Source organism: Sphaerotilus sp. (genome assembly GCF_013299175.1).
Classification (GTDB): domain Bacteria; phylum Pseudomonadota; class Gammaproteobacteria; order Burkholderiales; family Burkholderiaceae_C; genus Sphaerotilus.
The window spans coordinates 1-14,573 of record NZ_JAAFKF010000097.1; the positions used below are offsets into that span (position 1 = coordinate 1).

Consider the following 14,573-nt stretch of genomic DNA (forward strand, 5'->3'; position numbering starts at 1 on the left):
GCGGTACAGCCCGCAGAGCTTGTTCCCGTCCGGATCGCGCAAGTAGGCCAGGTAGAGCTGTCCCGACGGGCCTTCGCGCAGGCCGGGCGGGTCTTCGCAGGTCGTGCCACCGCTGGCCAGTCCGGCGGCGTGCCATGCCTGGACCTGCTCGGGCGACTGGCAGGCGAAGCCGGTGGTGCTGCCGTTGGCGACCGTGGCCGGTTGCCCGTCGATGGGCTGGCTCACCGAGAACACGCCGGTCTTGGTGCGCCAGAAGATGCGGTAGCGGTCCACGAAGCCGGGCGGCACGTCGAGGGTGCCGAGCACGGCGTCGTAGAAGGTCTTGGCCCGGTCGAGGTCGTTGGTGCCGAGCATGATGTGCGAAAACATGGGGTGGTCTCCAGTCCAGTCAGAAGCACCGTGCGTCAGGGCTGCGCGGTGGCGCAAGAGCGTAGCACCCGGCACCCCCGCCTACAGTGGCGTGTCCGCATGGAAGGTGTGCAGCACCCGATGCACCACCGGCGTCAGCACCAGCGCCGCCGTGACCACGAACACCAGCCCCGCGTAGAGCGCGTAGCAGCCGGCGAAGAGCTTGCCCGCGGGCGTCACGGGGGCGTTGACCGGACCCATGCCGCCGAGCAGCATCGTGGCGTTGAGGAACGCGTCGATGGGCGAGAGGTGCTCGAACAGCGCATAGCCCGCCATGCCCACCGCGAGCGAAATCGCCAGCAGGCCGGCCGCCGCCAGCAGGTGCAGCGCCAGCCGCCGGACAAAGCGCCGTCGCGCGAGCGGGTGTTGGGATTTGGTTTCGTACATCCGTGCAGTAGAGCAGAGTGCCGCACCGTCGGGAGTGATCAGGTCGCGAACTCGCGCACCGTGAGCGCGGTGTCGCTCGGGTCCGTGGGCGCAAAACGCGCGGCCTGCGCGAGCGGCCAGTAGATCTCGTAGACGTTGTGCGGCCAGTCGCATTCGCCACGCTCGGCCGCCAGCAGCTCGCCCGGCCGGACGAAGCAGAGCTGGTTGCGCAGCAGGCGCACCTGGTCGTTGCTGACGCGGCGCACGATGTGGCCGGCGGTGATCTCGCCCGGATGCCGCAGTCCGGCCGCCTGGACCAGCTCCTTCAGCGCGTGCAAGGTGTTCTCGTGGAACCGCCGCACGCGCTCGATCTTGTCCGGAACGACCAACGCCCGCTGGCGGCCAGGGTCTTGCGTGGCCACGCCAGTGGGACACTGGCCGGTGTGACAGCTCTGCGCCTGGATGCAGCCCAGCGCGAACATGAAGCCGCGCGCCGAGTTGCAGTAGTCCGCGCCCAGCGCCATCGCGCGGGCGATGTCGAAGGCGCTGACGATCTTGCCGGAGGCGCCCAGCCGGATGTGCTGGCGCAGGTTCAGCCCGACCAGCGTGTTGTGGACCAGCAGCAGCCCTTCCTGCAGCGGTGCGCCGACGTGGTCGGTGAACTCCAGCGGCGCTGCCCCCGTGCCGCCCTCACCGCCATCGACGACGATGAAATCCGGCCGCAGCCCGGTGGCCAGCATCGCCTTGCACAGGGCGAACCACTCCCACGGGTGCCCGATGCAGAGCTTGAAGCCGACCGGCTTGCCACCGGAGAGCGTGCGCAGGCGGTCGAGGAACTGCAGCAGCTCGACCGGTGTCGAGAACGCGCTGTGCGCCGCGGGCGACACGCAATCCACCCCCACCGGCACACCGCGCGCCTGCGCGATCTCGATCGTCACCTTCGGGCCGGGCAGCACGCCGCCATGCCCCGGCTTGGCGCCTTGCGAGAGCTTGACTTCGATCAGGCGCACCTGTGGGTCAACGGCATTGGCGACGAATTGCTCCTCGCTGAAGCGGCCCGTGGCGTCGCGGCAGCCGAAGTAGCCGGAGCCGATCTCCCAGACGAGGTCACCGCCATGGGTGCGGTGGTGGGTGCTGATCGAGCCTTCGCCGGTGTCGTGCATGAAGCCGCCCTGCTTCGCGCCGCCGTTGAGCGCGAGGATGGCGTTGGCGCTGAGTGCGCCGAAGCTCATGGCCGAGATGTTGAACACGCTGGCGCTGTACGGCTGGGCGCAGCCGGCGCCGATGGTGGTACGGAAATCGTGCGAGGCGAGCGTGGTGGGGGCCAGCGAATGGTTGAGCCACTCGAAGCCTTCCTGGTGGACATCGAGCTGGGTGCCGAAGGGGCGCTTGTCCGGGTCGCCCTTGGCGCGCTGGTAGACGATCGAACGCTGCTGGCGCGAGAAGGGCGCGGCCTCGTTGTCGCTCTCGATGAAGTACTGGCGGATCTCGGGGCGGATGAACTCCATCAGGTAGCGCACATGCCCGATCACCGGGTAATTCCGTAGCACCGAACGCTGCGGTTGCCGCAGGTCACGCACACCGATCACCAGCCCGACGACACCGACCGCGGCCACCCACGGACCCAGGTAAAACCCCCACCAGCCCAGCCCGCCGCCCAGCGCCAAGGCGCCGCAGAGCAGCAGCACCAGATACCGGATCGGGAAATGGCGGTCCAACGCGGTCAACCAGGCAGGCATGGCGGTCTTTCAGTGGTCGCGGCAGAGGTGCGGATTCGCCATGCTGCAGCCCCCAAGAGGCAGCGCAAGGGCGGAATTGCCACGGCCGGACCTGGCAATTGCCATCCAGCCACGGGGCAGTGTGTGAACAACTCATTACCCCATGGAGGCTTGGCGGTGGATGGCGCGTTCGGTACTTGATCGTACGGTCTCTGGCTCACACAATGCACCTGCACGGTTCGTCAGAAACCGCCTTTCACCTTGGGAACGGACTGCAGGACATGTTGTTGCGCTGGCGGGCCACGCTCGGCCTTGGAATCGGATGGGGTTGGATGGCCTTGTCCTCGGCCGCCTGGTCGGCGCTGCCAGCGGCCGATACCCCCTCCCTGGCCGCCACCGCCCCCACACCCAACGCCTTGCGGCTCACCGTGGCCGAAGCCGTGCTGGGCATCCTCGCCCACACCCGCTGGCCGCAGCGCACCACCCGTCCGCTGGCCCTGTGTGTCAATGAACGCAGCAGCAGCGTCCTGGAGCTGCGCACGCTGCACGACAGCGTCCCGGCCGGCAAGCTGGCGCCGGTGCGGCTGGTGGATCTGGCGGACGAATTGCCGCTGGACTGCGATGCGGTCTACCTGGGCGCCGGACCCGCCGCAGTGGAGCCGCTGGCGCAACTGATCGGCCGGCCGGTGCTCCACATGGGCGAAGGTGCCGAGTTCTGCAGCCGTGGCGGCATGTTCTGCCTGGTGCCCCGCGGCGGCAGCAGCGGCAGCGGCGGACTGCGCGTGGAAGTCAACCTCGACGCCGTGGCCCGCAGCGGCCTGCATGTCCACCCCCAGGTGCTCAAGCTCGGTCAACCCCGCGCCGGGACCACGCCATGACACGCCCCGTGACCTTCCTCAAGCTGCTGCGGCATGGCCACCTGCGGGTGGCGACCGCGGCCGTGACGACCTTCGGGCTGGCGCTGGCGGTGATCGCGCATGTGCTGCTGAGCGGCGTGCAGGAGCGGCACCTGGAACTTGTGGCGCGCACGCTGAGCTATTCGGTCGAGGCGGCCATCACCTTCCGCGACGAGCAGACCGCTGGCGAGCTGCTGCGGGACATCGCCGGGCGCGAGGGGCTGATCGAGGCACGGGTGCTGCTGCCCAGCGGTGAAGTGCTGGCCAGCCACACCACGCCTGACCAGGGCACCATCGACCGCCTGATGCGCGAAGTCGGCGCGCTGTTGATGCACAGCGAGGCCCGCTCGCCGGTGCTGCTCGACGGACGCACCATCGGACAGGTGCGGCTGCGCGGGGACGGCACGCTCTACGCCTGGCTGCTGGTCTACGGGGCAATCGGGGCGGTGCTGTGCATCGGCGCCTCGCTGGCGGCGGGCACGCTGATGACACGGCGCATGGAGCATTCGATCCTCGACCCGATCAACCAGCTCGCAGCCCTGACCCGCTCGATCCGCAGCGAGCGCACCTATGCGCGGCGCGCGCCCGCCGCCCGGATCGCCGAGCTGCAGGCGCTCAGCGAGGACTTCAACGCCATGCTCGACGAGGTGCAGCTCGGGCAGGCCGAGTTGCTGGCACGCCACCGCCGGCTCCAGTCCGACAACGACGTGCTGGCCCACAAGGCGTGGCACGACGAGCTGACCGGGCTGGCGAACCGCTCGCAGTTCGAGCGCCGGCTGCAGGAGGCGCTGAACAGCACCAGTGCCCGCGGTGGGCACCTGGCGGTGCTCTTCCTCGACGCCGATGGCTTCAAGGCGGTCAACGACACGGCAGGCCACGCGGCCGGCGACCGCCTGCTGGCGATGATGGCCGACCGGCTGCGCACCGCCGTGCGCGAAACCGACGTGGTGGCGCGGCTGGGGGGCGACGAGTTCGCCGTGCTGCTGCACCCGCTGCGCAGCGTGGACGACGCACGCCGCGTCGGGCAGAAGATCCACAGCCTGATGACGCAGCCCTTCGACCTTGACGAACACGGCCACTTCCACTGCGGCCTGAGCGCGGGCATGGCAACCTACCCGCTGGACGGCGACACCATCCCTGCCCTGCTCGACACCGCCGATCGGGCCATGTACCGCGCCAAGCACGCTGGCAAGCGCGCACGGCACAAGCCCCTGGCAGGACCAGGCATGCCCTACCCCACACTCAACGACAAGATCGCGCAATGACACGACCCGACTGCAGTCCGGCCCGTCGCCGGCAACTGGGCACCGCCGGTGCGCTCGCCCTGGGTTTCACGCTGGCGCTGACCGGCTGCGCGACCCCGCCGCCGTCACCGCCACCCCCTGCGCCCGCCGCGCGGTTCTCGCCGTCGCAGGTGGTGGCGCTGCGGCAGATGGGGTTTGCCGAAGTCACCGAGGGCTGGGAGCTGAACCTGGCCGGCAAGGTGCTGTTCGCCTTCAACGACGAACGCCTCGGCACCGAGGGCCTGCAGACCATCGCCGGCATCGCCGACACGCTGCACCGGGAAGACCTGACCCGGCTGCGCATCGAGGGCCACGCGGACAACATTGGTGATGCGGTCTACAACCAGCGCCTGTCCGCCAAGCGGGCCGAGGTGGTTGCCCGCGAATTCACGGCGCGCGGCCTGCCGAGCATCCGCATCGAGACCCGTGGACTCGGGGCCGCGCTGCCCATCGCCGACAACGCGACCGAGACCGGCCGCGCACAGAACCGCCGCGTGGTGATCCTCGTGCGCGCCGACTGACTGGGTCGCTGCTCAACGCTTGCCGTGCTGTTCCGCGTGCTGCTGGCCGGCACAGCCGTCCACGTCGAGGACGGCGGCGGTCAGCGTCGTGCCGCTGAGCGTGCCCAGTGCCTGGATGGTGGCCCCTGCCACCAGGCAGCTCGCCGAGCCGTCGTGGTAGGCCGCGCCGGTGGTGGTGACGGTGTAGGTACCGGCCGCCACGGCGGTCGTGGCGTTGGCGGCGCTCACCACGAGCGTGAAGCGGCCATCGGTGCCCACCGTGCCCACCGTGCCGCGCACGCCGCCACCCGCAAAGGCGTGTTCCGGATGCGCGGCCCGCGCATGGCTCGACGCCGCACCACGCACATCGACTGACGATGCGGCGACCACTGCCGCTGCACCCGTGCCGCTGACCTGACCGCGGAAACTCACCACCACGCCAATGGCCAGATCGGTCGCCAGCCCGTGCGGGAAGGTGGCACCGCTGGTCTCCACGACCACGCTGTCGCTGCCCGGCAGGAAGTTGGCGTCGGTGAGCTTGACGGTGACGCGGGTGCCGTTGACGGCGCTGACGGTGCCCTCGCCGCTGGCGCGGGTGACGGCGGATTCGACATGGACGACGGTGGCCGAGACCGTGACCGGGTCGGCCGTCGTGGCCCCTGGCGTGACCGTGCCCCTGATGCCGATGCGGGTGCCCGTGGCGAGCTGGGCCAGCGTCAGCGTGGCACCCGTGGATTCGTTGGTGATGACGGCATCCGTGGCGAGCGAGACGACCACGCCCGTGCCGAGGCGGCTGTCGTTGACGGTGATGGTGCCGGCGGTGGTGTCCACGCTCTGCACCGTGCCGTGGACTTCGGCCTGCTGGCGCACGAACTTGCGGAAGGCGTCGGTCGGGTGGAGCACATCGACCTGCGGCGTCACGAGACCGGTGGCGGCGCTGTAGGTGAAGCGCGCGAGGTTGAAGTCGAGCACGAGCTGGCCCGTGGTGGCGGTGTCGAAGCTCAGGTTGCGCACGTTCCAGACGAAATCGCTGGTGCCGCTGGCGAGCTTGCCCGCCACGGTGGTGGCGCCGTCGAGCGAGACGAGCTGCACGTCGTTGCCCAGCGTCACGGCGAGCTGCGTGTAGATCCCGGCCGGCACGCTCACGCTCGACATGAACTGCCCCACCGCCGCCAGCGAGGAGAGGTTGACCACGACCGGGGCGGCGGTGGCGTCCAGCAGCGTGATGGCGGTGCCAGCGCTGTCGGTGGCGGTGATCTTCTTGACCGTGACCCAGACCTTCGAATACTCGGTGGCGAGGTTGTCGGTGATGTAGGTCTGCAGCGTGACCGAAGCGGCCGCCGCTGTGGGCGCGGTGGACGCGGTGTCGCTGCCGCCACCGCAGGCGGCCAGCACGGCCAGCGCCGCGGTGGACAGGGTCAGGATCAGGGACTGGCTCAGGCGGGTACGGGTCATCGGGATCTCCAGGACAAGAGGTCAGGCGGTCAACTCCATGAATGGGAAATTTTCCCATTCATGGCCATGTGCCAGCATCCTAGGGTTCACCCCCCCTGCTGTCCATGCAAGAGTGAACAGCGTTACCCCCGTTAACCCTTCTTTGCATTCGCGCAGAACCTGGCCACGCGCATCGGGCGGTGGCGCGTGTCGGCCGCAGCCACCACGACAAAAGGGCAGCGAACACCCGGCTCATGGCACCGGTAGCGCCACGGCAGGCCCACCATACTCGCCGCTGGTGTGTTCGGTTGTCCGTGGAACCATGAAATCAATTCGGCTGTACTTGACGATGGCAGTGTCCTTGCTGGTGGTTGCCTGCGGTGGCGGCGGAGGTTCTGACACCGGGGCGGTGGATCCTGAAACCGCGGCCGTTCCCGAGGGCTACAGCCTGGTCTGGGCCGATGAATTCGATGCGGACGGGCTGCCCGACCCGTCCCGCTGGGACTACGACACCGACCGCAACCGCCTCGGCTGGTACAACGGTGAGCAGCAGTACTACGCCCGCGACCGCCCCGAGAATGCCCAGATCAGCGCCGGGCGTCTGGTCATCACGGCCCGCAAGGAAAACCTCAGCGCCCTGCCGGACTGGGGCGGGCAGGCGTACAGCTCGGCGCGGCTGATCACGCGCGGCAGGGCGACCTGGACCCACGGCCACTTCGAGATCCGCGCCAAGCTGCCCTGCGGGGGCGGCACCTGGCCGGCGATCTGGATGCTGGCCGAGAGTGGCCGCTGGCCCACCGACGGCGAGATCGACATCATGGAACACGTCGGCAACACGCCCGACCGGGTGTTCAGCGCCCTGCACTCGACCCGCAGCGGCGATCTGCCCCCCGCGTATTCGATCCGCCTGCCCGACGCCTGCACCGCCTTCCACAACTACTACCTCACCTGGACCGCCGACAGCATCACGATGGGCGTCGATGGCGTGCCGCACTACCAGGCGACCCGCGGCGCGCTCGGTCAGGACGCCTGGCCCTTCGATGTGCCACAGTACCTGCTGCTGAACGTGGCCGTCGGCGGATCACTGGGAGGTGCGGTCAACCCCAGTGCCTTCCCGGACCGGATGGAAGTGGACTACGTCCGCGTTTACCAGAAATCGACCGCTGCACCGGCACCCGTGGTCACACCGAACCCGCCTCCGGTCGCTCCGGCGGAACCCGTGGTCCTACCGGTTCCAGACACGTCCTCCGGAGCGTAAAAGCAAACAGGCCGCCTCGCGGGCAACCGGGCACCGATAATCGGCCCCGGATTTGCCCTTGCGATGACCACTTCCCACCCCCACACCCCCACGCCCACCGCCGACGCCGCGGACGCCACCCGCCGCGGTGCCGCTCCATCGGCGCTCCGCTGGACCACCACCCGAACCCTGGCGCTGCTGGCGCTGTGGCTGCTGGCGACAAGCTGGCTGCGTCCGCTGTTGCTGCCCGACGAAGGCCGCTACGCCGGTGTTGCCCGCGCAATGTTCCTGGGCGACAAGCTGGTGCCGACGCTGCACGGACTGCCCTTCTTCCACAAACCGCCGCTGATGTACTGGCTCGACATCGCCGGGATGCAACTGCTCGGCGTCCACGCCTTCGCGGCGCGCGTGGCGCCGGCCGTGGGGGCGTGGTGCATGGGCGCGGCGCTGTTCCTCGACCTGCGCCGCCGGGTGGGGTTGACCGAAGCCCTGGTCGCGCTGGGGGTGATGGCGACCACGCCGTTCTTCTACATCGGTGGCCAGTACGCCAACCACGACATGCTGGTCGCGGGCCTGATCACCGTGGCGGTCCTCGGCGGCCAGCGCGCCGTGGACGACCCGGCACGCACCGACCTGCGCTGGCTGGTCGGCGCCTGGGTGGCGATGGCGCTGGCGGTGCTGTCCAAGGGCTTGATCGGCGTGGTGCTGCCGGCGCTGGTGATCGGGCCGTGGCTGCTGGCGCAGCGGCGCTGGCGGCAATGCCTGGGGCTGATGCACCCGCTGGCGGTCGGGGCCTTCTTGCTGATCGCGGCGCCGTGGTTCGTGGCGATGCAACTCCGCTATCCCGGCTTCTTCGACTACTTCTTCATGGAGCAGCACGTCCGCCGCTACGCCCAGACCGGCTTCAACAACGCGCAACCGCTGTGGTTCTACGCCGCGGTGCTGCCGCTGCTGACGCTGCCGTGGAGCCTGTGGCTGCCGGCGGCCTGGCGCCAGCGCACGCAGGGTGCGCCACGCGGGCTGTACCTGTGGTGGCTGGTGGCGATCGCCGGCTTCTTCTCCCTGCCCACGTCCAAGCTGGTCGGCTATGCACTGCCGGCGGTGGCACCGCTGTGCGGGTTGCTGGGGCTGGCGGTGGTGCAGGGCCGGGCATGGCGGCGGGTGATGCCGGCAGCGGCGGTGTTCTGCGTCGGACTCATCGTGGCACTGGCGTGGAAGGCGCCCCACTCGCACCGCGACCTGGGCCAGACGCTCGCCGGTCTGCGCCAGCCGGGCGATGCGGTGGTGCTGGTCGAGGGCGCGTTCTTCGACCTGCCCTTCTATGCCGGGTTGACCCAGCCGCCGATCGTGCTGTCGAGCTGGGATGACCCGAACCTGCCCAAGACCGACAACTGGCGCAAGGAGCTGTTCGACGCCGGCCGCTTCGACCCGGCCACTGCCGCCCGCGTGCTCTGGCGCACCGAACGGGCCGCGCAACTGCTGTGCCTGCCGGGCACGGTCTGGTTCATCGCCGAGCTGGACTGGCGCCCGTCCGCGGCCCTGGCCGGACTCGTCCTGGTGTCCACCGGCCACGATGGCACACTCTGGCGCACCGACGCCCGCACACCCCGACCCGGATGTCCCTGAGCTGATTCCGCCCTGATCCAGCCCACGCCCGCATGACGCCTCCTGACGAACCCGGCGCCGAGCGCCACCTCTGGCAACGGTTCGTCCACACCGCGGCGCCGTACTGGCGTTCGGACGAGCGGGTGCGCGCCCGTGCCATGGTGGCGCTGCTGGTCGTGCTGCTGCTGGGGCAGACGGGCTTCAACGTGCTGTTCAACCAGGAGACGGGCGAATTCACCTCCGCGCTGGCCGCGGGCGACGCCGACCGCTTCTGGGCCGCGATCCGGCGCTTCAGCGTGGTGCTGGTGGCGGCCGTGCCGCTGTACGCCTGCTACTACTTCGTGCGCGACACGCTGGGCATGCAGTGGCGGCGCTGGCTCACCGACCACCTGCTCCAGCGTTACTTCAACCACCGCGCCTACTACCAGCTCAACCACCTCCAGGCCCACGCCGGCATCGACAACCCCGACCAGCGCATCGCCGAGGATGTCCACAGCTTCACCTCGCAGTCGCTGTACTTCCTGATGGTGCTGCTGGGCGCGGTGATCGACCTCGTGGCGTTCACCGGCGTGCTGTGGACCATCTCGCGGCCCCTGGTCGGCTTCCTCATCGGCTATGCGCTCATCGGCACCTGGTTCACCGGGTCGGTGTTCGGGCGGCGGCTGATCGCGCTGAACTTCCGGCAACTGCGGCGGGAGGCTGATTTCCGCTTCGGGCTGGTGCGGGTGCGCGAACACGCCGAGTCGATCGCCTTCCACAGCGGCGAGGCGCAGGAGCTGGGCGGTCTGCGCGGGCGCTTCGCCGACCTGCTGGACAACTTCCGCCAGGTGCTGCGCTGGCAGTTCCACCTCAACCTGTTCCAGTACGCCCACAGCTTCCTCATGCTGGCGCTGCCGAGCGTGGTCATCGCGGACGAGGTGCTGTCGGGCCGCATGGAGGTGGGCCGCGCGGTGCAAGCCGCGGGCGCGTTCACGGCGATCCTGGGTGCGCTGACGCTGATCGTGCAGCACTTCGAGAGCCTGAGCCGCTTCGGCGCGGGCGTGAGCCGGCTCGACGCCTTCTCGCAGGCGCTCGACGACCAGACCCTGCGCGACGCCGAACCCGGCATCGCGACGGCAGACGGCCCGCAGCTCGCGCTGGAGCAGGTCACGGTGGTGACGCCGGAGCACGCGCACACGCTGATCCGCGAGGTCACGCTGGCCATCGCGCCCGGCGAGGGCCTGCTCATCACCGGGCCGAGCGGCTGCGGCAAGAGTTCGCTGCTGCGGGTGATGGCCGGCCTGTGGCAGACCGGCGCGGGGCGGGTCGTGCGGCCGGGCCATGCGGAGATGCTGTTCCTGCCGCAGCAGCCCTACCTCTCACCGGGCACGCTGCGCAGCCAGATGCTCTACCCGCACCCCGAACGCGAAGTCACCGACGAGGAGCTGCGCGCCCTGCTGCACCAGGTCAACCTGCCCGGTCTGGACGAGCGCGTCGGCGGGCTGGACGCCGAACGCGACTGGGCCAAGGTGCTCTCGGTGGGCGAACAGCAGCGGCTGTCGTTCACGCGGGTGCTGCTGGCGCAGCCGCGCTACGTGATGCTGGACGAAGCCTCCAGCGCGCTCGACGCCGCCAACGAGGCGCTGCTGTACGCCCAGCTCGCCGGCATCGGCAGCACGCCGGTCAGCATCAGCCACCGGCCGGCGATCCTGCCGTTCCACCGCTGGGTGCTGGAGTTGCCGGGGGATGGGTCGTGGCGGGTGGTGCCGGCCGAGGGCTACCACTTCGACTGAACACTGCCACGCCTACAGGATCGCCCGCAGCGTGCTGGCCGTGTCCTGCAGCGGCGGCAGCAGCCGGGCCAGGCAGGTGTCCTCCGGGTAGTTCTGAGCCTGAAACGTCATGCTGAGCGCCCCGACACAGCGCCCCTTGCGGTCGGACAGCGGCACCGCCAGCCCGCACAGCCCAGGGTCCACGTACTGCTGCGCCCAGCCATAGCCGCGCTGCGCCGCCAGCGTGACGGCCGCGCGGAACTGCGCCGGATCGGTCATCGTCGTGGGGGCGAAGCGCACGAAGTGGTGGCGTTCGAGCCAGTCGTCCAGCGCCGCGGCGGTGAAGGTCGAGAGCACCGCCGGCCCCGGCGACACCACATGCGCCGGCAGCCGCGCCCCCACATGGAAGCCGATGGAGACGATGCGCGGCGAGTTGCTGCGCACGAGGTAGACGACTTCATGGCCGTCGAGCACGCTGAGATTGGCCGTCTCGCCCGTCTGCAGCGACAGCCGCTGCAGAAACGGTTGCACCAGCCGCGGCAGCCGCGCCGCCTCCAGATAGCTCTGCCCCAGCCGCAGCACGCCGGGGGTCAGCCAGTAGTGCTTGCCGTCGGTCTCGGCGTAGCCGTAGTGGACGAGGCTCACGAGGTAGCGGCGGGCGGCGGTGCGGGTCAGGCCGGTGCGCTGGCCGGCCTCGGTGGCGGTCATGCGCGGCCAGTCGTCGGAGAAGGCTTCGATCATGCGCAGGCCCTTGCCGAGTCCTTCGATGAGCAGGGAGCGGTCGATCCCGGTGGTTTCGGTGATGGTCTTGGTGTCGGTGGGCATGGTGCAGGGAAAACCAGTGATTCGATCGTTGGTCGATCATCTGCGATCGGTGATCGACCGCAGACAGCCTAACCGGTCTGGAATCGCCGCGCCACGCCGCCTACAGTCGCGCGACCCTTGCGACCCTTTTCCACCTGAGTGCTGCCCATGCGTCGATCCATCGCCACCGTCTCCCTGTCCGGCATGTTGCGCGAGAAACTCCAAGCCATCGCCGCCGCCCGCTTCGACGGCGTCGAGATCTTCGAGAACGACCTGCTGCAGTTCTCCGGCAAGCCGCAGGACGTGCGCGCCATCGCCGCCGACCTCGGGCTGGCGATCGACATGTTCCAGCCCTTCCGCGACTTCGACGGCAGCACGCCCGCCCAGGTCGCCCGCAGCCTGGCCCGCGTGGAGCGCAAGTTCGATCTGATGGAAGCCCTCGGCACCGACTTGCTGCTGGTGTGCTCCAGCGTGCAGCCGGATGCGCTGGGCGACACCGACGCGCTGGCCGAGCAGTTCGCGCAGCTCGCCGAAGCCGCCGGGCGCCGCGGCATGCGGATTGCCTACGAAGCCCTCGCCTGGGGCAGCCAGGTCAAGCGGTTCTCGCAGGCATGGGCCGTGGTGGACAAGGTCAACCACCCTGCGCTCGGCCTCGCGCTCGACAGCTTCCACACCCTGTCCCTGCGCGACGACCCCGCGCCGATCGCCCAGTTGCCCGGCGACCGCATCTTCTACGTGCAGCTCGCCGACGCGCCGTGGGTCAACACCGACGTGCTCACCCACAGCCGCCACTACCGCTGCTTCCCCGGCCAGGGCGAGATGAACGTCACCGGCTTCGTGCGCAGCATCCTGGACGCCGGCTACACCGGCACGCTCTCGCTGGAAATCTTCAACGACGAGTTCCGCTCCGCCCCTGCGCGCGCCAACGCGGTGGACGCGATGCGCTCGCTGCTGTGGCTGGAAGAGCAGGTGCGCCTGAGTCCGCCGACCACGCCCGCCGCGCCCGTCCCCCAGGTGCCGCTGTTCGATGCCCCGCCGCCGCCGCAACTGGCGGGCTGGTCCTTCATCGAATTCGCCGTGGACACCGACGCCGCCACCCGGCTGGCCGCCTTGCTTGGCAGCCTGGGCTTTGTCCACATCGGCCAGCACCGCTCCAAGGACGTGGCGCTGTTCGGTCTGGGCGATGTGCGGATCGTGCTCAACCGCGAGCAGGAGTGTTTCTCGCGCAGCTACTTCGACCTGCACGGCACCTCGGCCTGTGCGTCCGCCCTCACCACGGCCGATCCGCAAGCCGCGCTGGTCCGTGCCGAGGCGCTGGGCTGCACCCGCGTCACGGGCCGCGTCGGACAGGGCGAGCTGGACATTCCCGCCGTGCAGGCCCCGGATGGCAGCCTGCTCTACTTCTGCCCGCCGGCCGACGCCCACGGCCACCACGCCTTCGAGGCTGATTTCGTGATGGACACCGAGGCCGTGCGCCAGCTCGCGGCGCACGCTGGCACGCACTCCGCCCGGATCGACCACCTGGTGCAGGCCGTGCCGGGCGGGCAGATCGACCCGTGGGTGCTGTTCCAGCGCGCCGTGCTCGGCCTGCAGCCGCAGCGCAGCACGGTGCTGCACGATCCCTTCGGCATCATCCGCAGCCGTGAGATCGAGTCCGCGGACAAGGCCATCCGCACCTCGCTGATCGTCTCCGAGCGCGAGAACACGGCGGTCTCGCGCTCCGTGGCCCGCTTCGGTGGAGCGGGGGTGCAGCAGATTGCCATTGAGGTGAATGACGTGCTGGCCACGATGGCAGCACTGCGGACACAGGGCGCGCCGCTGCTGCCGGTGCCGGACAACTACTACGACGATGTGGACGCCAAGTACGCGCTGGAGCCGGAGTTTCTGGCGGCGCTGCGGGCGGCAGGCGTGTTCTACGAGCGCGATGCGCAGGGCGGCGAGTTCCTGCATGCGTATGCCGCACCGTTCGACGACCGCTTTGAATTCGAGTTCGTCGAGCGGCGCGGTGGCTATGACCTGTATGGCTCGACCAACTCGCCGATGCGGCTGGCGGCGCTGGCGGAGTGGCGGGCGACACACGCCACCCCGTGATGCGCCAGCAGGATCAAACGCCGGCGTGCGCCGCCTGCTGATCCGCGTGGTACGAACTGCGCACCATGGCCCCCACCGCCGCGTGCGAGAACCCCATCTTGTACGCCTCGGCCTCGAACATCTTGAACGTGTCCGGATGCACATACCGCCGCACCGGCAGGTGGTGCCCCGACGGCGCGAGGTACTGGCCGATCGTGAGCATGTCGATGTCGTGCGCCCGCATGTCGCGCATGATCTCCAGGATCTCCTCGTCCGTCTCGCCCAGGCCGACCATCACGCCGCTCTTGGTCGGCACGTTCGGGTGCAGCGCCTTGAACTTCTTCAGCAGGTTCAGGCTGAACTGGTAGTCGGAGCCCGGCCGCGCTTCCTTGTACAGGCGCTGCGTGGTTTCCAGGTTGTGGTTCATCACGTCCGGCGGCGCGGCCTTCAGGATCTCCAGCGCCCGGTCGTCGCGGCCCCGGAAATCGGGCACGAGGATCT

At 69.7% G+C, this 14,573-nt stretch carries 13 protein-coding genes; 7 read left to right on the forward strand and 6 right to left on the reverse strand.

Going from position 1 to position 14,573, the window contains the following annotated elements; translation table 11 throughout:
- From QZW52_RS15180 to QZW52_RS15190, 3 genes are all read right to left on the reverse strand, one after another.
- The coding region (locus tag QZW52_RS15180) for a VOC family protein (protein WP_294000344.1) at positions 1-369 on the reverse strand (369 nt) is incomplete at its 3' end.
- An 81-nt stretch (positions 370-450) separates the two neighbouring features.
- Complete coding sequence (locus QZW52_RS15185) at positions 451-795, reverse strand: two pore domain potassium channel family protein (protein WP_294000346.1); 345 nt, start codon at positions 793-795, stop codon at positions 451-453.
- A gap of 38 nt (positions 796-833) precedes the next feature.
- Positions 834-2,513 carry an FMN-binding glutamate synthase family protein gene (locus QZW52_RS15190; protein WP_294000347.1) on the reverse strand — a complete coding sequence of 560 codons (1,680 nt, stop codon included), beginning with the start codon at positions 2,511-2,513 and terminating at the stop codon, positions 834-836.
- A gap of 311 nt (positions 2,514-2,824) precedes the next feature.
- On the opposite strand from QZW52_RS15190, the gene yfiR reads away from it, so the two are divergent.
- From yfiR to yfiB, 3 genes are read left to right on the forward strand one after another with little or no spacing between them, the layout of a single operon-like run.
- Complete coding sequence (gene yfiR, locus QZW52_RS15195; protein WP_294000348.1) at positions 2,825-3,370, forward strand: regulatory sequestration protein YfiR; 546 nt, start codon at positions 2,825-2,827, stop codon at positions 3,368-3,370.
- Positions 3,367-4,653 (forward strand): diguanylate cyclase DgcN/YfiN, encoded by a 1,287-nt coding sequence (gene dgcN, locus QZW52_RS15200; protein WP_294000349.1) that lies wholly within the window; start codon positions 3,367-3,369, stop codon positions 4,651-4,653. The genes yfiR and dgcN overlap by 4 nt, the downstream gene beginning before the upstream one ends.
- The gene (yfiB, locus tag QZW52_RS15205; protein ID WP_294000350.1) at positions 4,650-5,192 is read left to right on the forward strand and encodes an outer membrane lipoprotein YfiB; all 543 of its coding nucleotides are present in this window, start codon (positions 4,650-4,652) and stop codon (positions 5,190-5,192) included. Before dgcN ends, yfiB begins: the two co-directional genes overlap by 4 nt.
- A gap of 12 nt (positions 5,193-5,204) precedes the next feature.
- Here yfiB and QZW52_RS15210 read toward each other — a convergent pair whose 3' ends face one another.
- The gene (locus tag QZW52_RS15210) at positions 5,205-6,626 is read right to left on the reverse strand and encodes a DUF4382 domain-containing protein (RefSeq protein ID WP_294000352.1); all 1,422 of its coding nucleotides are present in this window, start codon (positions 6,624-6,626) and stop codon (positions 5,205-5,207) included.
- A gap of 388 nt (positions 6,627-7,014) precedes the next feature.
- Between QZW52_RS15210 and QZW52_RS15215 the strand changes: the two genes are divergently transcribed.
- The 3 genes from QZW52_RS15215 (at position 7,015) to QZW52_RS15225 (ending at position 11,219) form a co-directional block, all read left to right on the forward strand.
- Positions 7,015-7,863: a glycoside hydrolase family 16 protein gene (locus QZW52_RS15215; protein ID WP_294000353.1), complete on the forward strand. Its 849-nt coding sequence runs from the start codon at positions 7,015-7,017 to the stop codon at positions 7,861-7,863.
- A 63-nt stretch (positions 7,864-7,926) separates the two neighbouring features.
- Positions 7,927-9,468: an ArnT family glycosyltransferase gene (locus tag QZW52_RS15220; RefSeq protein ID WP_294000354.1), complete on the forward strand. Its 1,542-nt coding sequence runs from the start codon at positions 7,927-7,929 to the stop codon at positions 9,466-9,468.
- Positions 9,469-9,500: 32 nt separating this feature from the next.
- Positions 9,501-11,219 (forward strand): ABC transporter ATP-binding protein/permease, encoded by a 1,719-nt coding sequence (locus tag QZW52_RS15225; protein WP_294000356.1) that lies wholly within the window; start codon positions 9,501-9,503, stop codon positions 11,217-11,219.
- A gap of 12 nt (positions 11,220-11,231) precedes the next feature.
- On the opposite strand, the gene QZW52_RS15230 is transcribed toward QZW52_RS15225, so the two are convergent.
- A complete protein-coding gene (locus tag QZW52_RS15230) occupies positions 11,232-12,023 on the reverse strand; it encodes an IclR family transcriptional regulator domain-containing protein (protein ID WP_294000358.1) in 792 nt (263 codons plus the stop codon).
- A gap of 147 nt (positions 12,024-12,170) precedes the next feature.
- Here QZW52_RS15230 and QZW52_RS15235 point away from each other — a divergent pair, with 147 nt between their 5' ends.
- Complete coding sequence (locus tag QZW52_RS15235) at positions 12,171-14,093, forward strand: bifunctional sugar phosphate isomerase/epimerase/4-hydroxyphenylpyruvate dioxygenase family protein (RefSeq protein WP_294000359.1); 1,923 nt, start codon at positions 12,171-12,173, stop codon at positions 14,091-14,093.
- A gap of 13 nt (positions 14,094-14,106) precedes the next feature.
- On the opposite strand, the gene QZW52_RS15240 is transcribed toward QZW52_RS15235, so the two are convergent.
- A partial coding sequence (locus tag QZW52_RS15240; protein ID WP_294000361.1) for a lipoyl synthase occupies positions 14,107-14,573 on the reverse strand: 467 nt, incomplete at its 5' end.